General features: G+C 72.7%; 19 protein-coding genes. 10 read left to right on the plus strand and 9 right to left on the minus strand.

Annotation, left to right across the window (positions count from 1 at the left end):
• Positions 1-83: 83 nt before the first annotated feature.
• Positions 84-1,298, plus strand: coding sequence for an LCP family protein (locus tag AOM07_RS03870; protein WP_228374377.1), 1,215 nt, complete (start codon positions 84-86; stop codon positions 1,296-1,298).
• A gap of 25 nt (positions 1,299-1,323) precedes the next feature.
• Here AOM07_RS03870 and AOM07_RS03875 read toward each other — a convergent pair whose 3' ends face one another.
• Complete coding sequence (locus AOM07_RS03875) at positions 1,324-2,199, minus strand: oxygenase MpaB family protein (RefSeq protein ID WP_084830089.1); 876 nt, start codon at positions 2,197-2,199, stop codon at positions 1,324-1,326.
• A 234-nt stretch (positions 2,200-2,433) separates the two neighbouring features.
• Here AOM07_RS03875 and AOM07_RS03880 point away from each other — a divergent pair, with 234 nt between their 5' ends.
• The 3 genes from AOM07_RS03880 to AOM07_RS03890 all read left to right on the plus strand — a co-directional run bounded on the left by AOM07_RS03880 (position 2,434) and on the right by AOM07_RS03890 (position 6,028).
• Positions 2,434-3,825 (plus strand): O-antigen ligase family protein, encoded by a 1,392-nt coding sequence (locus AOM07_RS03880; RefSeq protein WP_082227172.1) that lies wholly within the window; start codon positions 2,434-2,436, stop codon positions 3,823-3,825.
• Positions 3,826-3,858: 33 nt separating this feature from the next.
• Positions 3,859-4,911, plus strand: coding sequence for a zinc-dependent alcohol dehydrogenase family protein (locus tag AOM07_RS03885; protein ID WP_062311496.1), 1,053 nt, complete (start codon positions 3,859-3,861; stop codon positions 4,909-4,911).
• A 139-nt stretch (positions 4,912-5,050) separates the two neighbouring features.
• The gene (locus tag AOM07_RS03890) at positions 5,051-6,028 is read left to right on the plus strand and encodes a GmrSD restriction endonuclease domain-containing protein (protein ID WP_084830090.1); all 978 of its coding nucleotides are present in this window, start codon (positions 5,051-5,053) and stop codon (positions 6,026-6,028) included.
• Here the strand turns inward: AOM07_RS03890 and AOM07_RS03895 are convergent, their stop codons facing one another.
• Positions 6,029-7,843 (minus strand): AMP-dependent synthetase/ligase, encoded by a 1,815-nt coding sequence (locus tag AOM07_RS03895; protein ID WP_062311497.1) that lies wholly within the window; start codon positions 7,841-7,843, stop codon positions 6,029-6,031.
• A 241-nt stretch (positions 7,844-8,084) separates the two neighbouring features.
• Between AOM07_RS03895 and AOM07_RS03900 the strand changes: the two genes are divergently transcribed.
• Complete coding sequence (locus tag AOM07_RS03900) at positions 8,085-8,762, plus strand: PadR family transcriptional regulator (protein ID WP_062311498.1); 678 nt, start codon at positions 8,085-8,087, stop codon at positions 8,760-8,762.
• A gap of 24 nt (positions 8,763-8,786) precedes the next feature.
• Here AOM07_RS03900 and AOM07_RS03905 read toward each other — a convergent pair whose 3' ends face one another.
• Genes AOM07_RS03905 through map form a run of 3 tightly spaced genes read right to left on the minus strand, consistent with a single transcriptional unit; the run spans position 8,787 to position 11,127 of the window.
• Positions 8,787-9,395: a GNAT family N-acetyltransferase gene (locus tag AOM07_RS03905; protein WP_062311499.1), complete on the minus strand. Its 609-nt coding sequence runs from the start codon at positions 9,393-9,395 to the stop codon at positions 8,787-8,789.
• 17 nt (positions 9,396-9,412) lie between these two features.
• Entirely contained in the window at positions 9,413-10,249 is an 837-nt protein-coding gene (gene ppgK / locus AOM07_RS03910) for a polyphosphate--glucose phosphotransferase (protein WP_062311500.1), read from the minus strand.
• Positions 10,246-11,127 carry a type I methionyl aminopeptidase gene (gene map / locus AOM07_RS03915; protein ID WP_062311501.1) on the minus strand — a complete coding sequence of 294 codons (882 nt, stop codon included), beginning with the start codon at positions 11,125-11,127 and terminating at the stop codon, positions 10,246-10,248. Before map ends, ppgK begins: the two co-directional genes overlap by 4 nt.
• A gap of 31 nt (positions 11,128-11,158) precedes the next feature.
• Between map and AOM07_RS03920 the strand changes: the two genes are divergently transcribed.
• Positions 11,159-11,359, plus strand: coding sequence for a hypothetical protein (locus AOM07_RS03920; protein WP_062311915.1), 201 nt, complete (start codon positions 11,159-11,161; stop codon positions 11,357-11,359).
• A 42-nt stretch (positions 11,360-11,401) separates the two neighbouring features.
• Complete coding sequence (locus tag AOM07_RS03925) at positions 11,402-12,346, plus strand: DUF1214 domain-containing protein (RefSeq protein WP_062311502.1); 945 nt, start codon at positions 11,402-11,404, stop codon at positions 12,344-12,346.
• On the opposite strand, the gene AOM07_RS03930 is transcribed toward AOM07_RS03925, so the two are convergent.
• The 4 genes from AOM07_RS03930 to AOM07_RS03945 all read right to left on the minus strand — a co-directional run bounded on the left by AOM07_RS03930 (position 12,343) and on the right by AOM07_RS03945 (position 16,167).
• A complete protein-coding gene (locus AOM07_RS03930; protein WP_062311503.1) occupies positions 12,343-12,798 on the minus strand; it encodes a hypothetical protein in 456 nt (151 codons plus the stop codon). The two genes, AOM07_RS03925 and AOM07_RS03930, sit on opposite strands and share 4 nt — an antisense overlap.
• A 10-nt stretch (positions 12,799-12,808) precedes the next feature.
• A complete protein-coding gene (locus AOM07_RS03935) occupies positions 12,809-13,660 on the minus strand; it encodes an NAD-dependent epimerase/dehydratase family protein (protein ID WP_062311504.1) in 852 nt (283 codons plus the stop codon).
• Between the two features lies 1 nt (position 13,661).
• Positions 13,662-14,468 (minus strand): 3-methyl-2-oxobutanoate hydroxymethyltransferase, encoded by an 807-nt coding sequence (panB, locus tag AOM07_RS03940; RefSeq protein WP_062311505.1) that lies wholly within the window; start codon positions 14,466-14,468, stop codon positions 13,662-13,664.
• 64 nt (positions 14,469-14,532) lie between these two features.
• Positions 14,533-16,167: an NAD+ synthase gene (locus tag AOM07_RS03945; protein WP_062311506.1), complete on the minus strand. Its 1,635-nt coding sequence runs from the start codon at positions 16,165-16,167 to the stop codon at positions 14,533-14,535.
• Between the two features lie 74 nt (positions 16,168-16,241).
• Between AOM07_RS03945 and glnA the strand changes: the two genes are divergently transcribed.
• From glnA to AOM07_RS03960, 3 genes are read left to right on the plus strand one after another with little or no spacing between them, the layout of a single operon-like run.
• The gene (gene glnA / locus AOM07_RS03950; RefSeq protein ID WP_062311507.1) at positions 16,242-17,576 is read left to right on the plus strand and encodes a type I glutamate--ammonia ligase; all 1,335 of its coding nucleotides are present in this window, start codon (positions 16,242-16,244) and stop codon (positions 17,574-17,576) included.
• 10 nt (positions 17,577-17,586) lie between these two features.
• Positions 17,587-20,586 carry a bifunctional [glutamine synthetase] adenylyltransferase/[glutamine synthetase]-adenylyl-L-tyrosine phosphorylase gene (locus AOM07_RS03955; protein WP_062311508.1) on the plus strand — a complete coding sequence of 1,000 codons (3,000 nt, stop codon included), beginning with the start codon at positions 17,587-17,589 and terminating at the stop codon, positions 20,584-20,586.
• Entirely contained in the window at positions 20,583-21,464 is an 882-nt protein-coding gene (locus tag AOM07_RS03960) for a hypothetical protein (RefSeq protein WP_062311509.1), read from the plus strand. Before AOM07_RS03955 ends, AOM07_RS03960 begins: the two co-directional genes overlap by 4 nt.
• The last annotated feature ends 12 nt before the right edge of the window (positions 21,465-21,476 follow it).

Consider the following 21,476-nt stretch of genomic DNA (forward strand, 5'->3'; position numbering starts at 1 on the left):
GGAACCGCGCCCGTCGGGGTGGAAGCCGGCATCACCGGTCCGGTCTCCAGCCCCGACGTTCCCCCACGCGTTACCCTCGCACCGTGACAGACGACCGCGACGGCAGCTCCGGCGCCGGCAACCCGCCGCGCCGGATGCCGCCCTCGATCCAGCCCCGCAGCGGGCAGGAGCGCCCCGGCACCGCGCGTCCGGCCCAGCCGGTCCGCCGAGAGAGCGTGCGCCCGCAGCCCGCGCCCGAGCGGCCGTCCACGCGCCAGCCCCAGCAGCAGGCCTACGCGACGCCGCCCGGCCAGCAGCGCCCCGCATCGTCCACGCGCACGCAGCAGGCGCCTGCCGCTCAGCCGCCGGCCGCCCCCAGGAAGCGGCGCAAGCGTCACCCGGTCCGCAACACGCTCATCGCGCTCGTGCTCATCCTCGCGATCGCGGTCACGGCCTTCTACTTCTGGGTGGACTCGCGCATCAACCACGTCGACGCGCTCAGCGGCGCGGCGGACACGCCCGGGCTGACGGTGCTCATCGTCGGGTCCGACTCGCGCGAGGGCTGGGACGACGACGGCACCGAGGGCGCGCGCACCGACACGATCATGGTGCTGCACAAGCCGGAGTCCGGTCCGACCGCGCTCATCTCGATCCCGCGCGACTCGTACGTCGAGATCCCCGGCTACAACCCCAACAAGATCAACGCGTCCTTCGCGTTCGGCGGGCCGCAGCTGCTGGTCGAGACCGTCGAGGGCGTCACCAACCTCACCATCGACCGCTACCTCGAGGTCGGCTTCACCGGCGTGGGCGAGATCGTGGACGCGCTCGGCGGCGTCGAGCTCTGCTACGACCAGGACGTCGACGACAAGCTCAGCCGCCTCAAGTGGAAGGCCGGCTGCCACGTGGCTGACGGCGACAAGGCGCTCGCGTTCTCGCGCATGCGGTACGCGGACCCGCTCGGCGACATCGGACGGACGCAGCGTCAGCAGCAGGTGGTGGGCGCCGTCGCGGACGAGATCATGAGTCCGGCGACCCTCCTCAACCCGTTCCAGCTGGTGCCCGTGGTGTCCGCGGGCCTGGACGCGTTCCGCGTCGACGAGGACGCGTCGCCGTTCGACCTCGCGCAGGTGGCGCTCGCGTTCAACTCCGCGCTGGGCGGCGACGCGGTCACCGGCACCCCGCCGATCGCGTCGATGGGCTACAGCGTGGCCGGCGTCGGCTCGACCGTGCTGCTCGACCCCGAGCAGGAGGACAAGTTCTGGCGCAAGATCGCGAACGGCAAGTTCAAGCCGGGCGCGGAGGTCGGCGGCGTCGAGTAGCGCGCCGCCCCGGTCGCGGCGCCGGTCAGTCGACGTTGCGCGTCGGCCGGGTCGCCTGGGCGCCCCAGCGGATGCCGCGCGTCACCAGCCCCGCGGCGGCCGGTCCGAACGTGCGCGTGGCCCATCGATCGCGTCCCAGCTCCGCGCGCGCCCAGCCGGGCAGCAGCGCCACGGCGCCCGAGGCGAGCATCGCGTAGGGCGCGCGCATCGCCCGACCGATCGGCGGCTCGCGCAGGAGGAAGTCCGCCGCATCGAGGGCGGCGTCGGTCGCCTCGAGCTCGGGCCGGTAGCCCTCGATCGCCGCCTGCAGCTCGTCGACGGTCGTCGGCAGGCCGGTCGCGCCCAGCCGGCGCCCCACCTCGGCGGACTGCGCGACGTACTCGTCGCACCCGGCGGCGTCGAGCGGCTGCCGCCCGTAGCGGCGGTGGGCCGCGAGGAACGAGTCCGCCTCGGCGATGTGCACCCACCGCAGCAGGTGAGGATCGCTCGCCCGGTAGGGGCGCCCATCCGGCGCCTTGCCCCGCACGCGCTCATGGATGGCGCGGATCCGGTCGACGGTCTCCTGTGCGTCCTCGGCCGTGCCGAAGGTGGTGAACGCGAGGAACGTCGCCGTCCGGGTGAGCCGGCCCCACGGGTCGCCGCGGTACCCGGAGTGACCCGCGACGCCCGCCATCGCCAGCGGGTGCAGCGACTGCAGCAGCAGGGCACGGATGCCTCCCACGTACATCGACGAGTCGCCGTGCACGGTGCGGATCGCGCTTCCCGGAGGGAACCAGCGCGGCCCCGGGGTCTCGTGGACGCGCGCCCGGATCGCGGGACCCTCCGGTCCGCCCACCTTCGCGAACAGCGCGGCACCCATCCGCGCGCGGACGCGCTCGACCGGGTTCGCGGTGGTGGTCATGTGGACAGTATCGCCCGGCGGGCCGCCGCCGGACGAGGTCCCGACCGGGGGAGGGCGAGGCCCGCTCCGGGGTCGGACCTGCCGCCGGACCAGCCCGGTCCACGGGGCGGGCCGGTGGCGCGGGTTAGGATGACGCGCCGGTCTCACTCAGCCGTGAGGTGCACGCGAGAGCGGCACGCATCCGCCCTGCCGGCCGCCGACGAGTACCGTCCCTGGTAAGGAGGATCCGACCGGATGCCCACACGATCAGTCGCGTCCTTGTACGCCCGCACCACGTCCCAGCGCGCCCGCGCGTGGGTGACGGTGTGGACCGTGGTGCTGCTGTTCTCGGGCCAGGGCTTCCGCTACCTCCTGGGCGTCCCGCTGTACTCGGTGCTCGTCGCGCTCACCGTCGCGGCCGTCGTCGTGACGTTCCGCCGCTTCCTGCGCAGCCTTCGCGTCCCGCCGCTGGTCGGGACCTTCACGGCGCTCGCGGCGCTCAGCGTGCTGTGGTCGCAGACCCGCGCGGTCACCGCGCTCGCGGCCGGCGTGCTCGCCGTCACGACCTTCATCGCGGTGCTCATCGCGCGCGGCACCTCCCGCGGCCAGTTCATGGCGTTCCTCTACCGCGGCCTGCAGGTGAGCCTCTTCGGAGGGCTGCTCTTCGAGATGATCGTGGCGTTCGTCGTGCGCGCGGACCTGCCCCCGCTCGCGACCGACCTGTCGAGCATCGCCAAGGTGGACGGCGGGGGAGAGCCGATCCTCTGGTCGCGCAACAACCTCCTCGTCGGCGGGCCGATCCAGGGATTCGTCGGCAACCGCAACCCGTTCGCCGCGATCGCGCTCTTCACCGCGATCGTCGCCGTAATCGTGCTGCTCGAGCGGCGCATCCGCCTGGTCGACGGGCTCATCACGCTCGCCGCGGCCGTCGCGGTCCACCTGCTCACGCTGTCCGCCACGGTCACCGTCGCGGCGGTCTACCTCACCGCCCTCACCGTCGCGGCCCTCGTCATCCGCCGCGTGCGGCCGTCGCTCAAGCGGCGTCTGTCCTTCGCGGTCCTCGCGTGCACCGCCATCGTCGCGGTGCTCACGCTGAAGTTCCGCGCCGAGATCTTCGCGATGTTCGACCGCGGCCCCGACGCCACCAACCGCACGATGATCTGGGACCAGGTCGTCCACTACGCGTGGCAGCGTCCCGAGGGCTGGGGCTACGTGGGCTACTGGCCCATCTGGGAGGAGCCCTACGCGACCATCGTCGACAAGGCGGGCGTGGTCGCGGCCCACGCCCACAACGCCTTCCTCGACGCGTGGCTCCAGCTCGGCCTCATCGGCTTCACGCTGCTGCTCGTCATGGTGGTGCTGTCGTTCGGCAGCGCGTGGCGACTGGTCGAGCGCGCGAGCCGCGGCGACACCTACATCCCCCTCGGCTGGGCGCTGCTCACGGCCGCGCTGGCCCTGCAGGCGCTCACCGAGTCCCGCCTGCTCGTCGAGGGCGGCTGGTTCCTCCTCGTGGTCCTCTACTGCTCCGGGCCCGCGGTCTTCACCCTCGCGATCGTCGACCCCGACCTCGTGCGCACGGGCGCGCCGGCGGGCGACGAGGCGCACGCGCAGGACCCCGTGTCGGTCCTCACGCGTCCGCCGCTGTAGGGTCGGCCTCTCACCCGAGCTACAGGAGGCAGCGTGCGCGCCACGATCATCCACGGCGAGCGGGACATCCGCGTCGAGGAGGTCCCGGACCCGGTCCTGTCGACGGGCCGCGACGCGATCGTCCGCGTGGTCGCGGCGTGCGTGTGCGGCTCCGACCTGTGGCCCTACCGCGGCGTCACGGAGGTCGCGGCGCCCAAGCGCATCGGCCACGAGTTCGTCGGCGTGGTCGAGGAGGTCGGGGACGCCGTCGAGACCGTCAGCGCCGGCGACTTCGTCATCGCGCCCTTCTACCAGTGCGACGGCACCTGCCTGAACTGCCGGAACGGCATGACGGTCCACTGCCAGCACGGCGGCTGGTGGGGCAGCGCGACCGACGAGCTCGGCTTCGCGGACGGGGGCCAGGGCGCGCGGGTGCGCGTCCCCATGGCCGACGGCACCCTCGCCGTCGTCCCCGGCGGGATGCCGGACGATGCGCTGATCCCCGGTCTCCTCACGCTCTCGGACGTCATGGGCACGGGTCACCACGCCGCGATCTCCGCCGGCGTCACGGAGGGCAGCACGGTGGCGGTCGTCGGCGACGGCGCGGTCGGGCTGTGCGCGATCATCGCCGCCAAGCGCCTGGGCGCCTCGCGCATCGTCGCGATGTCGCGCCACGAGCCCCGCCAGGCGCTCGCGCGCGAGTTCGGCGCCACCGACGTGGTGCCCGAGCGCGGCGACGCCGGCATCGCGCGCCTCAAGGGGATGTTCGACGGGATCGGGCCGGACATCGTGCTCGAGTGCGTCGGCACCAAGGAGTCGATGGACCAGGCGCTGCGGTCGGCGCGGCCGGGCGGCCAGGTGGGCTTCGTGGGCGTGCCCAACGGCGGCCCCGAGCTGCCCGTGCGGCAGATGTTCAACACCAACGTGGGCGTCCGCGGCGGCGTCGCACCCGTGCGCGGCTACATCGACGAGCTGCTGCCCGAGGTGCTCGACGGCCGCATCCAGCCCGGCCGCGTCTTCGACCTCGAGCTCCCGCTCGAGGAGGCTGCGCAGGCCTACCGCGCGATGGACGAGCGCACCGCGATCAAGGTGATGCTCCGCCCGTAGCCGCACGCCTCCGCCCATGGGTAGGCCGTGGTCGCCGTCCGGCGATCGCGGCAACTCAGGGGTAGACCGGTGTCGTTCGGCCGCCCCATCGCGGTGCGGCGGTAGCGTTGATGGGCCCCGTCGCCGACCCGAGGGAACGATGCGCCTCCACACCTCCGCCCGCCTGCTCGCCGTTCTCGCGGCACTCACGGTCGCCGCGACCGCGTGCTCGACGCCGACCAGCACGGTGTCGCCGGTGGGCGACTCGGCGCCCGCCGCATCGTCCACCGCGACCGCAACCCCGGCGGTCGGCCCGACGGCCACCGCGGAGAGCACGCCGCGCCCGTCGCACGGCGACGCGTACGCGGCGGCGCTGCAGCTCACGGTCAAGGGGCGCGCGCCCAAGACGGGCTACGACCGCGACGAGTTCGGCGACGGCTGGCAGGACACCGACGGCAACGGCTGCGACGCGCGCAACGACATGCTCGCGCTGCGCCTCACCGACCTCGAGATGCAGGGCGACTGCATCGTGCTCGCCGGCACGCTCGCGGACCCGTACACCGCGACGGAGATCCGCTTCCAGCGCGGCGGAGCGAGCGAGGTCGACATCGACCACATCGTGGCGCTGTCGGACGCGTGGCAGAAGGGCGCCTTCGCGTGGGACGAGGAGACGCGGGTCGAGTTCGCCAACGACCCGCTCAACCTCGAGCCCGTCGACGCGGGCGCCAACCGGCAGAAGGGCGATGCGGACGCCGCGTCGTGGCTGCCGTCCAACACCGCGTTCCGCTGCGCGTACGTCGCGCGCCAGGTCGCGGTGAAGACCGAGTACGACGTGTGGGTGACGCAGGCCGAGCTCGACGCGATGCTGCTCGTCCTCGACACGTGCCCGGGGGAGCCGCTGCCCGCGCGCGGGGACGCGCTGGACGTGGTGATCGAGCCGTCGGCGGCGGCCACCACGACTGGGACACCCGAGGCGACCCCGACGCCCACGGCGACCGCCGCATCGTCCACCGACCCGAGGTTCTCCTCGTGCGCCAAGGCGATCGACGCCGGCTACGGCCCGTACGTCGAGGGCGAGGACGAGGAGTACGGCTGGTACCGCGACGGCGACGGGGACGGGACCGTCTGCGAGCGGTAGTCAGACCTTCGCGTAGATGCCGTCGATGATGTCGGCGAAGTGGTCCTCGACCTGCTTGCGGCGGACCTTGAGCGAGGCGGACATCTCCTCGTGGGCCTCGCTGAGCTCGCGGGGGAGCACGCGCCACTCGCGGATCGCCTCCGCGCGCGAGACCAGGGTGTTCGCCTGGTCGACGATGTGCTGGATGTGCTCCCGCACCGTGGCGTCCTTCGCGGCCTCCGCGGCTGACATGAGCGACAGGCCCTTGGACTTGAGCCACCCGGGCAGCATCGCCTCGTCGATCGACAGCAGCGCGCCGATGAACGGCTTGCCGTCGCCCACCACCACGACCTCCTGGATGAGCGCGTAGGGGCGGATCGCGTCCTCGAGGCTCGCGGGCTGGACGTTCTTGCCGCCCGCGGTCACGAGGATCTCCTTCTTGCGGCCCGTGATGCTGAGGAAGCCGTCCGCGTCGATCGAGCCGAGGTCACCCGTGTGGTACCAGCCGTCGGTCATGACCTCGGCGGTCGCCTCGGGGTTCCTCCAGTAGCCCGAGAACAGGTTGGGGCCCTGCGCGAGCACCTCGCCGTCCTCGGCGATCCTCACCGTGCCGCCCGGGTAGGGGTAGCCGACGGTGCCGACGCGCACGTCGGTCGGCGGGTTGACGGTCATGGGGCCGGCGAGCTCGGTGGTGCCGTAGCCCTCCATCACCGCGATGCCGAGGCCGCCGTAGAAGTGGGAGACGCGGGGCACGAGCCGGGCGCCGCCGCACACGATGTGGCGGAGGTTGCCGCCCAGCGCGGCGCGCACCTTGTTGAGGACCAGCGCGTTCGCGACCGCCATCTGCGCGCGCAGGACGATGCCGTGGCGGCCGCGCCGCACGCGCGCCTCGTCCACCTTGCGCGCGACGAACGCGCTCCAGCGGAACAGCCTCTGCTTGATGCCGCCGCCGGTGCGCTCGTCGACCACGTTGTAGAACGTCTCGAGCACGCGCGGCACCGCCATGAGCCAGGTGGGCTTGAAGGTCTGCAGGTCTGAGGCGAGGGTCTTGTGCGTCGGTGCGAAGCCGATGACGGCCTCGCACGCCAGGGCGAGGACCTCGACGTGCCGCGCGAGCACGTGGGCGAGGGGCAGGAACAGGAGGATGCGCGCGTCGCCGTCCGCGAGCGTCCCGAACTCGGAATGCGCGGCGCCGTTGAGCGAGTGCTCGACGAACGCGCGATGGCTGAGCGCGACGCCCTTGGGGCGGCCGGTGGTGCCCGAGGTGTAGACGATGGTCGCGACGTCGTCCGCGCGGACGTCCGCGGTGGCGGCCGCGAGCGTCGCGTCGTCGATGATGGCGCCGGCCTCGGCCAGCACGTCGAGCGCGGGCTCCTCGTCGCCGTCGATCACGAGCAGGCGCGGCGGGGTGTCCATCTCGCGGGCGGCGGCGGCCATCGTGTCGTTCTCGACGATGAGCATCGCGAGATCCGCGTCCTCGCGGATCCAGGCGAGCTGGTGCGCCGAGGAGCTCGGGTATACCGGCACCGTGATCGCGCCGGCGGCCTGGATCGCGAAGTCGATGACGACCCACTCGTAGCGCGTGTTCGCCTGGAGGCCGACCGTCTGCGTGGGCGCGATGCCGTACGCGAGCAGGCCCTTCGCGGCGCGGGTGACGTCCTCCTGGAAGCGCGCGCGGGACACCTCGACCCACGCGCCGGACTCGTCCTTGTACTCGCCGAAGATGCGCGCGGGGTCCTCGGCGACGCGATCGCGCAGCAGCGACGTGAAGGTGTAGTCGCCGGGCTTGTGGATCAGCTGAGGCGTCGTCGACTCGAGGCGGGGGGACTCGCTCATGCCTGCAATCCTAGGCAACGCGCCCTTAGGTTACGGTGCCGTAGGTCCCGAAGCGCCGCCCCGTCCCGACAGTGCGCACGGACGCGCCCGCGACGCGCCGGCGGGCGGGGACGATGCGCGGGCTTCCTCGGCGTGTCGGCGCGGGATCCGTGCGCGCCGTCGGGCGCCGGGGGGTTGTCAGCGTCCGTAACGCGATATATCGTGATAGCGCAACGATAGATAGAAACGAGAGGAGCGGGTCATGAGGCACTCGCACCAGCGACCCGGGCCGCGCGGCTACCGCGGCGACATCCCCGGCCCCGTGTGGGCCGACGGCTCCGAGCCCGCGGGGCGCGGCGCGCGCCGCCGCCGCGGCGGCTTCGGGGACCACGACGAGACGGAGGGCTTCGGAGAGCCGCGCGGCCGCGGGCGCCATGGCGGGCCTGGCCACGGACCCGGCGGCGGCCGCGGCCGCGGGCGCGGACGTGGCGGCGGGCGACCGCGCGGCGACGTGCGCGTCGCGATCCTGCTGCTCCTGGCCGACCAGCCGCGTCACGGCTACGACCTCATCCGCGAGATCGAGGAGCGCAGCGGAGGCGCGTGGGTGCCGAGCCCCGGCTCGATCTACCCGACCCTCCAGGCGCTCGAGGACGAGGGCCTCGTGGCGGTCGACACGGTCGAGGGGCGCAAGGTCGCCTCGCTGACCCCGGCCGGCGACGAATGGGCCGCCGAGCACGAGGGCGAGCTCGACGCGCTGTTCGAGGTCGACGACCGTGAGCAGCAGATGATGGCGCTGCGCCGCGAGCTCGACGCCCTGCGCGACGCCGCGCACCACGTCATGCGCCACGACCACGGGTCGGAGGTCGCCGCGAAGGCGGTCGAGGTGGTCGGCGCCGCGCGGCGCGACCTGTACCGGCTGCTCGCCGAGGCCGACGGCTGACGCCGCCGGCGCATCGTCCCGCGTCTAGGCGCTGGTAGGCGCGAGGCGCGGAGCGATCCGCGCCTCGAGCCCGCTGCGTACCGCCGGCCACTCCCGGTCGAGGATCGAGAACACTACGGTGTCGCGCAGGGTGCCGTCGTGCCAGCGCTGGTGCTGGCGCAGCACGCCGTCCTGACGGGCGCCCAGGCGCGCGATGGCCGCGCGCGACTGGTGGTTGTGCCAGTGCGTGCGGAACTCGACGGCGATGCAGCCGAGGTCGTCGAAGGCCCGCGACAGGAGCAGCAGCTTGGCGGCCGGGTTGATCCCGGTGCCCTGCGCCTCGCACCCCATCCACGTGCTGCCGATCTCGAGGCGCCCGTTGACCTCGTCGAGGTTGAGGTACGTGGTCATCCCGACCGCGCGGCCGGTCGCGGCGTCGACGATCGCCCACGGGGCGACGCGGCCCTCGCGCTGCGACGCGAGCCGCGCCTCGATCTCCGCGGCCATGCCGTCGGGCGAGGGGATCCGCGTGTACCACGTGCGCCACAGCTCGCCGGGGACCACGGCGGCCGCGAGGTCGTCGCGGTGGGCGGGGGAGAGCGGTTCGAGGCGCGCGAGCGCGTGCTCGAGCACCGGGGTGTCGTGGAACGCCATGGCGCGAGCCTAGGGGCTCAGGCCTCCGCGGCCTCCTTGGCGGCCTTCTTCTCGGCCTTCTTGCCCGCCTTCTCGGCGGCCTTCTCCTCGTCACGCTCGCGCTTGGCCTCGACGGCGGCCGCCGCGGCCGCGCCGACGATGCCGGCGCCGTTGAGCAGCTCCGCGGGGACGATCGGGGCGCGCAGGCGCAGCTTCGGCAGGAACATGTGGTGCGACTTCGAGATGCCGCCGCCCACGATGATGAGGTCGGGCCAGAGCAGCCGCTCCATCTCGGAGTAGTACTTCTGGAGCTCCTCGATCCACTGGTCCCAGTCGTAGCCGTAGCGGTCGCGAGCGGACTCGGCGGCGCGGTCCTCGGCGTCGTGGCCGTCGATGACGAGGTGGCCGAGCTCGAGGTTCGGCACGAGCGTGCCGTCGACGATCATCGCGGTGCCGATGCCCGTGCCGAGCGTCGTCATGAGGATCGAGCCGTTGCGGCCGTGCGCCGCGCCGAACTTGTACTCGCCGTAGCCCGCTGCATCCGCGTCGTTGAGGACGTGCACGTCGTGGCCCGCGTAGTCGCGGATGATCGCGCGCAGGTCGGTGCCGATCCACGAGTCGTCGACGTTCGCGGCGGTCTTGACGATGCCGTGCTGGACCACGCCGGGGAAGGCCACGCCGATGGGCACCTTCTTCGACGGGTTGAACTTGGCGATCACCTTCGCGACGGTGCGCGCGATCGCGTCCGGGGTCGACGGCTGCGGCGTCGGGATCCGGTAGCGGTCGTCGGTGAACTTGCCGTTCTTGAGGTTGACGGGTGCGGCCTTGATGCCGGTGCCGCCGATGTCGACGCCGATCGCGATGTTCTTGCTCATGGCAGCGTGAGAACCTCCGGTCCGGTCTCCGTGATGACGATGGTGTGCTCGAACTGCGCGACCCACGAGCCGTCGTCCGTGACGACCGTCCAGCCGTCCTTCCACTCGTGGTTCTCCTCCGAGCCCATGCACAGCATCGGCTCGACGGTGAAGACCATGCCCACCTCGATGACGTCGTCGTGGTGCGGCGCCGCGTCGTAGTGGGGGATGACCAGCCCGGTGTGGAACGCGGGGCCCACGCCGTGGCCGGTGTAGCTGCGCACCGACTCGAAGCCGAAGCGCCCCGCGTACTTCTCGATGACCCGGCCGATGACGTTGACCTCGCGGCCCGGCTGCGCGGCCTTGATGCCGCGCATCATCGCCTCGTGGGTCACCTCGACGAGCTTGACCGCCTCCGGCGAGCCCTCGCCCGCGATGAACGAGCCGCAGTTGTCGCCGTGGACGCCGTTCTTGAAGGCCGTGATGTCGACCTTGACGATGTCGCCCTCCTGGACCACGGTCGAGTCCGGGATGCCGTGGCAGATGACCTCGTTCACCGAGGTGCACAGGGACTTCGGGAAGGCGGGACGGCCGGCGGCGCCCGGGTAGCCGAGCGTCGACGGGTAGGCGCCGTGGTCGAGGACGAACTCGTGGCCGATGCGGTCGAGCTCGTCCGTGGTGACGCCGGGGGCCACGTGGCGGCCGACCTCGGCCAGCGCCTGCGCGGCGATCCGCGCGCTGATGCGGATCTTCTCGATGGTCTCGGCGTCGTGGACGTCTCCGCCGCCCCACGTGGCCGCGCGCCTGCGTCCCACGTACTCGGGCCGCGCGATCGCGGCGGGGACCTCGCGGATGGTCGACACGGCGCCCTTGGTGATGCTCTCGCGTACGGGGCTCATGCCTGGCAGTCTATTCACGGAGGCGATGCCGATGTCACCCGAGAGCGACCCGCCGGTCGAGTACTACTTCAACACCCGGACGAAGATGGTGGAGAAGGGCCGTCAGAGCTCGTGGGAGCACCTCATGGGGCCGTACCCGACCTACGAGGAGGCGGCCGGCGCGCTCGAGATCGCGAAGGCGCGCAACGAGCAGTGGGAGGACGACGACGACCGTTGGCGGAACGAGTCGTAGACCCCGCGTCGGAGGATCCGTCCTTGTAGGAGGAGGCTCGTCATGAGCATCCGTGTCAACGTCGACACCTTCGTGCGCGCCGAGACCGACCGCATGTTCGCGGACATCCAGCGGAGCGCCGGCGGGCCGGGGCGCCTCGCGCACCATCGCGCGCCCACGCCGATCGACCAGCAGACCGTCATCCGCATGAACCGCGACACGCTCTACAGCTTCGGCGTGGTCGACCTCGCGCGCCCGGTCACGCTCACGCTGCCGGACGCGGGCGGCCGGTACCTGTCCGCGATGATCGTGAGCAACGACCACCACATCCCCGTGATCCTGCACGATGCGGGCGACCACGTCCTCGACGAGGCGACGGTGGGCACGCGGTACGCGCTCGTCGCGCTCCGGATCCTGGTCGACCCCGGCAGCGAGGACGACGTCGCGGCCGTCGGCGCGCTCCAGGACGCCGTGGCGCTCTCCGGCGGCGGGGGAGAGCCCTTCGTGTACCCCGACTACGACGCCGAGAGCCTGGACGCCACGCGCGAGGCCCTGCTCGCGCTCGCCTCGGGGCTGAGCGACTACACGGGCGCGTTCGGCCGCCAGGGCGAGGTCGACCCGATCCACCACCTCATCGGCACGGCGTCCGGCTGGGGCGGGCTGCCCACGAGCGAGGCCGTCTACGTGTCGCTCGCGCCGGACGATGCGGCGGCGGACCGACAGATCGTGCTCGCCGACGTCCCCGTCGACGCGTTCTGGTCGATCTCCGTGTACAACGGCGCCGGCTTCTTCGAGCCCAACCCCTACGACCGGTACACCGTCAACAGCGTCACCGCGACGGCGGACGATGCGGGGGCCGTGGCCGTCCGGATGGTGCACGGCGAGCCGGCGGGCCCGAACGACATCCCGGTCCCGGACGCGTGGGGGATCGTGCTGCGGCTCTACCGCCCGCGCGACGAGATCCGCGACGGGACCTGGCAGGCGCCGCCGCTGGAGCCGATCGCCTAGGCGCCCTCGACGACCACCGGACGGCGCGCGTGCCATGCCAGGGCGAAGCCGAGGACGGACGCGCCGGCGTGCATCATCGTGAACCACAGCGTGATCGAGAACCCCAGCATGCCGAGGCCCGACTCCGGGAAGTCCCAGTTCCACACGACGATCGCGGCGGCCAGCTCGACCACGGCTGCCGCGAGCCCGGCGATGGCGCTGCGCGCGGTCGCGAGCGGCCGGGACGCGGCGAGGGTGAGCCCGACGACCGCCGCGAACGCGACATGCACGAGCGCGACCCACGGCGCGGCGGTCTCGAGCCCCGTCGCGTTGCCCAGCCAGCCGCGGTTCTTCGACTCCGCGAAGGAATAGGTCGCCATCGCGAGCAGGACCAGTAGCGCCGCGCCGCCGCTCGCCGCGACCCACCCGGCTGCGGCGGCACCGCGCCCGGCAACCGCCGCATCGTCCCTCATACGAGGGAAGTTACACGTGGTGGCGCCAGGAGTGCTGCGGCTCGTAGCCAAGAAGGCGGCGGGCCTTGTCGATCGACAGCATCGTCTCGTGCTCGCCGAGTTCCTTCACCACCGGGACGCCGGGGAACTCCGCGGCGGCCAGGTCCGCGGACGCGCGCGACATCACGGTGTCCGCGTTGGCGATGACGAAGCGGTCGAAGCCGCGGGGCTCGTAGTCGAGCGCCCTCGCCACGGCCTGCGCACCGTCGCGGCCGTCGATGTAGCCCCACAGGTTCCAGCGGCGGGCCTGGGGGTCGTCGTCGAAGTCCGGGAACGCGGCGTAGTCCTCGACATCCATGACGTTGGAGAAGCGCAGCGCGATGATCTTCAGCGCGGGGTCCCAGCGGCACAGCTGGATCGCCATCTGCTCCTCGAGGTGCTTCACCAGGGAGTAGTTCGACTCCGGGCGGGCGTCGTACTCCTCGTCGACGGGAATGTACGGCGGGGGAGTCTCGAACGGCAGGCCCAGCACCGTCTCGGACGAGGCGTAGACGACGTTCGTGATGCCGGCACGGCGCGCGCCCTGGAACACGTTGAACGTCGCGAGCATGTTGTTCTGGAACGTCGCCGTGTCCGTCATCTGGCCCGGCGCGGGGATCGCGGCGAGGTGGACCACGGCGTCGACGCTCCCGTAGCGGTCCTGGACGCCGAACATCGCGTCCATGGCCTGGCCCGCGTCGGCGAGGTCGATGCGCGTGTAGTCCATCGCGGGGGCGATGGGCTTGGCGTCGAGGCGGTGGACCCGGTGGCCGTCCTCGCGCAGCCGAGCGACCACGTGGCGGCCGAGCTTGCCCTCCGAGCCGGTGACGACGATCGAGGCCATGTCAGCTCTCGAACGTGTGCTCGGCGGCGGGGAAGGACAGGGCCTTGACCTCGTCGACATATGCGGCCGACGCGTCGACCATCGCCTGGCCCACCGCGCCGAACTGCTTGGAGAACCGCGGGTGCCACTCGCCGACCCCGGCCATGTCGAGCCACACGAGCACCTGGCCGTCCGTGTCCGGGCCCGCGCCGATGCCGATGGTGGGGATGTCGAGCGCCTCCGTGACGGCCTTGGCGGCGGGCGCGATGACCATCTCGAGGACCACGGCGAAGGCGCCGGCCTCCTGGAGCGCGAGCGCGTCCGCGACGAGGTCCTCGATGCCGTGCTCGCCGCGGCCCTGGATGCGGCGGCCGCCCAGCGCGGTCTCGCTCTGCGGGGTGAAGCCGAGGTGGCCGCAGAACGGGATGCCCGCGTCCGTGACGGCCTTGACCTGGCGGGCGACGCGTCGGCCGCCCTCGAACTTGATCGCGTGCGCGCCCGAGAGCTTGACCATGCGGATCGCCGACTCGACGGCCTGCTCGGGGGAGACCTCGTACGAGCCGAACGGGAGGTCGGCGATGACGAAGGCGTGCTCGGCGCCGCGCACGACGGCGCGGGCGAACGGCACCATCTCGTCGAGCGTGAGCGGGACCGTCGACTCCATGCCGAGCATGTTGTCGCCCAGGGAGTCGCCCACGAGGAGGATGTCCGCGCCGCCGGCGTCGAACGCCCGGGCGGTGGGGAAGTCGTAGGCCGTCAGCATGGCGATCTTCTCGCCCCGCTGCTTCATCTCCTTGAAGTGATGGATCCTGACCTTCTTGCGGCTCATGGCTCCACTGTCTCACGTGGTGATACGGGGTTGCGACGCCAGCGATACCGCTGGTGGTGCGGCCCTACTCGACCCAGCGGGAGGTGATCGGCAGGCGGCGGTCGCGGCCGAAGGCGAGCGCCGTCACCTTGGGGCCCGGCGGGTACTGGCGGCGCTTCCACTCCGCGCGGTCGACCAGCGACAGCACCTTGTCGACCACGGCCTCGTCGAATCCGCGCGCCAGCAGCTCCTCGCGGCCCTCGGCGTGCTCGACGTACGCGTCGAGGACCTGGTCGAGCAGCGCGTAGTCGGGCAGCGAGTCGCTGTCGCGCTGGTCGGGGCGCAGCTCCGCGGACGGCTCCTTGTCGATCGAGCTCTGCGGGATCGGCTCCACCTCGCCCCGGGAGCGCGCGAACGCGTTGCGCCACCGCGACAGCTCCCACACGCGGGTCTTGTCGAGGTCCTTGATCGGCGCGAACGCGCCCACCGCGTCGCCGTAGACGGTGGAGTACCCGACCGCGAGCTCGGACTTGTTGCCCGTCGCGAGCGTGAACACGCCCTCCGAGTTCGAGATGCCCATGAGGATCATGCCGCGCACGCGGGCCTGGATGTTCTCCGCGGCCACGGCCGACAGCTCCATCTGCTGCTCGAAGGCCTCGACCATCGGCATGATGTGCTGCACGCGGTAGTCGGCGCCGAGGCGGTGCGCGAGATCCATGGCGTCGTCGCGCGAGTGCGGCGACGAGTAGCGCGACGGCATCGAGACGCCGATGACGTTCTCCCCGCCGAGCGCGTCCGCCGCGATCGCCGCGACGAGCGCCGAGTCGATGCCGCCGGACAGGCCCAGCACCACCTTCGACATCCCGCTCTTGCGCACGTAGTCGCGCAGGCCGGTCACGCACGCCCAGTAGGTCTGCTCGTCGAGCGACTCGTCGGGCGCGATCCCGGACGGCTCGGCGGCCACGCCGGCCTCCGGCACGTCCCACACCATGAGCGCGTCGGTGAAGCCGGGCGCGGACGCCACCATCTCGCCGGACGCCGACACGATGAACGAGTGGCCGTCGAAGACCAGGTCGTCCTGGCCGCCCCACAGGTTGACGTACGCCAGCGGCGCGCCCACCTCGCGCGCCCGCTTCGCGGCGAGCTCGACGCGCGTGTGGCCCTTGCCCTCCTCGAACGGCGAGCCGTTGAGCACCACGAGCAGGCGCAGGTCGCGGCCCGACAGCGCCGCGACGGTGCCGCCGTCCTGCCAGATGTCCTCGCAGATGGCCAGGCCCACGGGGGACGATGCGGCGGTCACCACGCACGCGTCGTCGCCGGCCGCGAAGATGCGCCGCTCGTCGAACACGCCGTAGTTGGGCAGGTGGTGCTTGTTGTAGCGGGCGGCCACCTCGCCGCCCGAGAGCACCACCGCCTGGTTGAAGGGCATGCCGCCCTCCGACACCCCGAGCGTGCCGAGGATCACCATGAGCTCGCCGAGGCCCTCGGCCGCGAGCGTCGCCGCGATGTCGTCGACGGCGCGGGCGGCGGCGCGCTGGAAGCTCTCGCGCAGCGCGAGGTCCTCGATGGGATAGCCGGTCGTGGTCATCTCGGGGAACGCCACCACGTGCGCGCCGAGCGCATGCGCGGCGCGGCAGCGGTCGAGGATCAGGGCGGTGTTACCTGCGATGTCGCCCACGCAGGTGTTGATCTGGGCGAGCGCGATGCGAAGGTCGGACATGGGTCAAGCGTAGGGCGCGCGGCGCGCCCGGCGACGACACACGATCGACACATGGATGCGGCAGGATAGGCCGCATGGACAAGCAGCAGGAATATGTGCTCCGCAGCGTCGAGGAGCGCGACATCCGCTTCATCAGGCTCTGGTTCACGGACGTGCTGGGGATCCTCAAGTCGGTCGCGATCGCGCCGGCCGAGCTCGAGAACGCGTTCTCGGAGGGCATCGGCTTCGACGGCTCGGCGGTCGAGGGCCTCACGCGCGTGTACGAGGCCGACATGATCGCGAAGCCGGACCCGGCCACGTTCCAGATCCTGCCGTGGCGAGGCGAGCGCCAGGGCGCCGCCCGCATGTTCTGCGACATCTTCACGCCGGACGGCGAGCCCGCGATGTCCGACCCGCGCCAGGTCCTCAAGCGCACGCTCGACAAGGCCTCGGACCAGGGTTTCAGCTTCTACACGCACCCCGAGATCGAGTTCTACCTCTTCAAGCAGTTCGAGAGCGGCCAGCAGCCGGTCCCCGTCGACCGCGCCGGCTACTTCGACAACGTTCCGCGCGGCACCGCGCACAACTTCCGCCGCGAGGCGATCACGATGCTCGAGAACATGGGCATCTCGGTCGAGTTCAGCCACCACGAGGCGGGGCCCGGCCAGAACGAGATCGACCTGCGCTACGCGGACGCGCTCACCACGGCGGACAACGTCATGACGTTCCGCACGGTCATCAAGGAGGTGGCGCTCGAGCAGGGCGTGTTCGCGTCCTTCATGCCGAAGCCGCTGTTCTCCGCGCCGGGCTCGGGCATGCACACCCACATGAGCCTCTTCGAGGGGGACCGCAACGCGTTCCACGAGCCGAGCGGCGAGATGGGCCTGTCGCTCGTGGCCCGCCAGTTCATGGCCGGCCTGCTCAGGCACGCGCCGGAGATCACCGCGATCACCAACCAGTACGTGAACTCGTACAAGCGCCTGTGGGGCGGCGCCGAGGCGCCCTCGTACGTGTGCTGGGGCTCGAACAACCGCTCGGCGCTCGTGCGCGTGCCCGTGCACAAGCCGGGCAAGGGCCAGTCGGCGCGCGTCGAGTACCGCGCGATGGACTCCGCCGCGAACCCGTACCTCGCCTTCGCGGTCCTGCTGGCCGCGGGCCTCAAGGGCATCGAGGAGGGCCTCGAGCTGCCCGAGGGCGCCGAGGACGACGTGTGGGAGCTGTCGAACGCCGAGCGCCGCGCGATGGGCTACGAGCCGCTGCCCACCTCGCTCGCCGAGGCGATCACGGAGATGGAGCGCTCCGAGCTCGTCGCGGAGACGCTCGGGGAGCGGGTGTTCGACTTCGTGCTGCGCAACAAGCGCGCGGAGTGGGAGGCCTACCGCGCCCAGGTCACGCCGTACGAGCTCGACACCTACCTCTCCGTCCTCTAGAGGGGGCGCCATGAGCGCGCGCGAGGTCTCCTTCACCACGCTGCTGAGGCGTGCGGGCGCCGCCGACCCCGCGCGCGCGGCCGGCCTGGTCGAGGAGATCCAGGGCATCGTCGGGATCGAGTTCCCGGACCCGGCGACGCTCGTGTCGTACCTCGCGGACCCGGACGCGGGCCTGCTCCAGCTGGTGCGGCTCGCGGAGGCCGCGCGCGACGCCGGCCACCTCGACACGCTCCGCGGCCTGGCGGCGACCGAGGCGGGCGCCAAGCTGGGCGTGCTGCTGGGCGGCTCGCTCGCGCTCGGCGACTTCCTCATCCGCCATCCCGAGCTGCTCGCGGACTTCACGGCGTGGGCGGACGCGCCGGCGTTCCCCGAGGTCGACGTGCGGGCTGTCCTGCTCGAGGCCGTCGGGGCAGACCCCGCGGACGAGGCGCCGGTCGCCGCGCTCGGCGGCGCCGAGGGGCAGGTGGCGATGCGGGTGGCGTACCGCCGCGCGCTCATGCGCGTCGCCGCCGAGGATCTGTACTCGCCCGCGCCGCCGACGCTCATGCCGGCGGTCGGCGCCGCGCTCGCGGACCTCGCCGGTGCCGCGCTCGAGGCGGCGCTCGCGATCGCGCGCCACGACGAGCCGGACCACGCCGCGACGCGCCTCGCGATCATCGCGATGGGCAAGTGCGGCGCGCGGGAGCTCAACTACGTCTCCGACGTCGACGTCATCTACGTCGCCGAGCCCGCCGAGGGCGTCGAGGACGAGCGCTCGCTGCGGGTCGCCACGAGGCTCGCGGTCGCCGCCGCGAAGTTCTGCTCGGGCATGGGCATCGAGCCCGCGCTGTGGGAGGTGGACCCCAACCTGCGGCCCGAGGGCCGTGACGGGCCGCTCGTGCGCAACGTCTCCGCGCATCGTGCCTACTACGAGCGGTGGGCGGAGACCTGGGAGTTCCAGGCGCTGCTCAAGGCCCGCCCCGTCGCGGGCGACCCTGCGGTGGGGGAGCGCTACATCGAGGCGATGTGGCCGATGGTGTGGAGCGCGGTCGAGCGCGACGGCTTCGTCGAGTCCGCGCAGGCGATGCGCCGCCGCGTCGAGCAGCACGTGCCGTCCGCGGAGGCGGACCGGCAGATCAAGCTCGGCCCCGGCGGGCTGCGCGACGTCGAGTTCACCATCCAGATGCTCCAGCTCGTGCACGGTCGAGCCGACGAGTCGCTGCGCGTGCGGGGCACCCTCGACGCGCTCGCCCGGCTGCGCGCCGGCGGCTACGTGGGCCGCCCGCAGGCGGCGACGATGGACCGCTCGTACCGCCAACTCCGCGTGTGGGAGCACCGGCTCCAGATGCGCAAGCTCACCCGCACCCACCTCATGCCCGAGGGGGACCAGGAGCGCCGGGTCCTCGCCCGCGCGTCCGGCTTCGCCACGGTGCACTACATGGACGAGGTGTGGACCGACATCCGGCGCGACGTCCGCGCGATGCACCTCGAGATGTTCTACCGGCCCATCCTGCCCGTGGTGGCACGCCTGTCCGCCGACGAGGCGCGGCTGGACGATGCGGCGGCCCGGGCCCGCCTGGCGGCGGTGGGCTTCGTCGACCCGGCCGGGGCGTACCGCCACATCCAGGCGCTCACCGAGGGCGTCTCGCGATCCGCGGCGATCCAGCGGCAGCTCATGCCGGCGATGATCGGGTGGTTCGCGCAGGGCGCGGATCCCGACGCGGGGCTGCTCGCGTTCCGCCAGCTCTCCGAGCAGCAGGCGAGCTCGCAGTGGTACCTCAAGCTCCTGCGCGACTCCGCGACGGCGGCCGAGCGGCTCGCCCGCCTGCTGTCGACCTCCGGGTACGTCGCCCGCGCGCTGCTCGCCTCGGGCGAGGCGGTGACGTGGCTGGACCGCGACGAGGACCTCGTGCCGCGCGCCTACGAGCGGCTGTGGGGCGAGGCGGACGCGGTGCTGCGCCGCTCCAACGATCCCGCGCAGGCGATCACCGCGCTGCGCGGACTGCGCCGCCGCGAGCTGTCGCGCGTCGCCGCCGCCGACGTGCTCGGCATGATCAACGCCTCGCACGCCGCGAAGGCCGTGTCGCACGCGGCGGACATGGTGATCGAGGGCGCGCTGCGCATCGCGCAGCACCGGGTGCGGGAGGCGCGCGGCCTCGACGAGCTGCCGATCCGCTTCGCGGTCGTCGCGATGGGCCGCTACGGCGGTCTCGAGATGGGCTACCAGTCCGACGCGGATGTGCAGTTCGTGTGGGACGGGGACGCCAAGGACGGCCAGGCGATCGCGGTGCAGGTCGCGCAGGAGCTGCGGACCTTGCTCCAGAAGGTGGGGCCGCAGCCGCCTCTCGAGATCGACGCCGACCTCCGGCCCGAGGGCCGCAACGGCCCGCTCGCGCGCTCGCTCGCCTCGTGCACCGAGTACTACGGCCGCTGGGCGGACGCGTGGGAGGCGCAGGCGCTGCTGCGGGCGCGGCCCTGCGCGGGCGACCTCGAGCTGCGGGACGCCTTCGTCCGCATGATCGACGAGGTCCGCTACCCGCCCAGGCTGCCGGACGGCGCGCTCAAGCAGATGCGGCTGCTCAAGGCGCGCATGGAGGCCGAGCGCCTCCCGCGCGGCATCGACCCGCGCCGCCACCTCAAGCTCGGCCCCGGCGGCCTGTCCGACGTCGAGTGGGTGGTGCAGCTCACGCAGCTGCGCCACGGTCACGCCCACCCCGAGCTGCGCACCACCATGACGCTCGAGGCGCTCGCCGCCGCCGCGGACCTCGACCTCATCGCCCGTCCCGACGCGACCATCCTGCGGTCCGCGTGGGTGCTCGCGACGGACCTGCGCGGCGCGCTCGCGCTGCGCGGCAACGTCCGCGACACGGACGTCCTGCCCGGTGACGTGCGCGAGCTGGGCGTGCTCGCGGAGATCCTGGGCAGCACACGCTCCGGCTCGCAGCTCGACGAGCGGTACTCCCGCAACGCCCGCCGTGCCCGCGCCGTCACCGAGCGGCTGTTCTTCGGCTGGGACGAGGACGCGCGGTGAGGGCGCTGCGCACCGTCCTGTCGGCGCTGCTCATCCTCGCGGGCGCCTCGCTCATCGCGCTGTGGGCCGTGAGCGGCGTGGTGGTGAAGGCCGTCGAGGACGGCACCGCGGTCCACGCCATCGCCGAGCGGGCCCTCGCCGACGACGTCATCGTCGACGCGGTGGGCGACGCGATCGCGGACGGCGCGCTCGACGCGCTCGCCGACGCCGGCGTCGACCTGTCGCTCCTGGGCCTCGACGACGTCGTGCGCTCGGCGATCGAGGGCGCCGCCCGCACGCGGGACTTCCGCACCGCCGTCCTCGCGCAGGTGGACGATGCGCACGGTCAGTTCTCCGCCGAGCTCACCGCGGAGGAGCGCGAGCCGGGCCCGCTCGTCATCGACATCGACCCGTCGGACTACGTCAACGGCCAGATCGACCAGATCCCGGTGGTGGGGGCGGCCGCGCCCGAGGTCACCATCGCGCCCGTCCCGGTCGAGGTGATGGACGCCGAGTCGTTCGACGACGTGCGCCGCGGCTACGGGCTCATCGAGCTCGCGCAGCGGTGGGCGCTGTGGGCGGGCCTCGCGCTCATCGTGCTCGGGCTGTTCGTCACGCAGCGGCTCCGCTGGTTCATGGCGAAGGCGGGCCTCGCGGTCGGCGTCATCGCGGGCGCGCTGTGGCTCGCGCTGCGGTGGTGGGGCGTCGACGGCATCGCCGCGGTGCTGCCGGGCGGCGCGGACGGCACGGCCGGCAGCGCGCTCGTGCGGATCGTGAGCGAGGACACGGTCGCGATGCTCGAGGACCGGCTGAGCGTCATCGCGCTGATCGGCTTCGCGGTCGCGGCCGTCTTCCTGGTGGTCGCGCTCCTGACCCGGCCGCGCGCCCGCACCGCCTAGCCCGGCGGCGTC

Origin of the sequence: Demequina rhizosphaerae, from assembly GCF_000971255.1 — a bacterium.
Classification (GTDB): domain Bacteria; phylum Actinomycetota; class Actinomycetes; order Actinomycetales; family Demequinaceae; genus Demequina; species Demequina rhizosphaerae.

Excerpts from the sequence above, each read along its gene's own strand:
- AOM07_RS03875 (WP_084830089.1), bottom strand. The coding sequence starts at position 2,199 with ATGACCACCACCGCGAACCCGGTCGAGCGCGTCCGCGCGCGGATGGGT.
- AOM07_RS03880 (WP_082227172.1), top strand. The coding sequence starts at position 2,434 with ATGCCCACACGATCAGTCGCGTCCTTGTACGCCCGCACCACGTCCCAG.
- AOM07_RS03890 (WP_084830090.1), top strand. The coding sequence starts at position 5,051 with ATGCGCCTCCACACCTCCGCCCGCCTGCTCGCCGTTCTCGCGGCACTC.
- AOM07_RS03895 (WP_062311497.1), bottom strand. The coding sequence starts at position 7,843 with ATGAGCGAGTCCCCCCGCCTCGAGTCGACGACGCCTCAGCTGATCCAC.
- AOM07_RS03900 (WP_062311498.1), top strand. The coding sequence starts at position 8,085 with ATGAGGCACTCGCACCAGCGACCCGGGCCGCGCGGCTACCGCGGCGAC.
- AOM07_RS03905 (WP_062311499.1), bottom strand. The coding sequence starts at position 9,395 with ATGGCGTTCCACGACACCCCGGTGCTCGAGCACGCGCTCGCGCGCCTC.
- ppgK (WP_062311500.1), bottom strand. The coding sequence starts at position 10,249 with ATGAGCAAGAACATCGCGATCGGCGTCGACATCGGCGGCACCGGCATC.
- map (WP_062311501.1), bottom strand. The coding sequence starts at position 11,127 with ATGAGCCCCGTACGCGAGAGCATCACCAAGGGCGCCGTGTCGACCATC.
- AOM07_RS03920 (WP_062311915.1), top strand. The coding sequence starts at position 11,159 with ATGTCACCCGAGAGCGACCCGCCGGTCGAGTACTACTTCAACACCCGG.
- AOM07_RS03925 (WP_062311502.1), top strand. The coding sequence starts at position 11,402 with ATGAGCATCCGTGTCAACGTCGACACCTTCGTGCGCGCCGAGACCGAC.
- AOM07_RS03930 (WP_062311503.1), bottom strand. The coding sequence starts at position 12,798 with ATGAGGGACGATGCGGCGGTTGCCGGGCGCGGTGCCGCCGCAGCCGGG.
- AOM07_RS03935 (WP_062311504.1), bottom strand. The coding sequence starts at position 13,660 with ATGGCCTCGATCGTCGTCACCGGCTCGGAGGGCAAGCTCGGCCGCCAC.
- panB (WP_062311505.1), bottom strand. The coding sequence starts at position 14,468 with ATGAGCCGCAAGAAGGTCAGGATCCATCACTTCAAGGAGATGAAGCAG.
- AOM07_RS03945 (WP_062311506.1), bottom strand. The coding sequence starts at position 16,167 with ATGTCCGACCTTCGCATCGCGCTCGCCCAGATCAACACCTGCGTGGGC.
- glnA (WP_062311507.1), top strand. The coding sequence starts at position 16,242 with ATGGACAAGCAGCAGGAATATGTGCTCCGCAGCGTCGAGGAGCGCGAC.
- AOM07_RS03955 (WP_062311508.1), top strand. The coding sequence starts at position 17,587 with ATGAGCGCGCGCGAGGTCTCCTTCACCACGCTGCTGAGGCGTGCGGGC.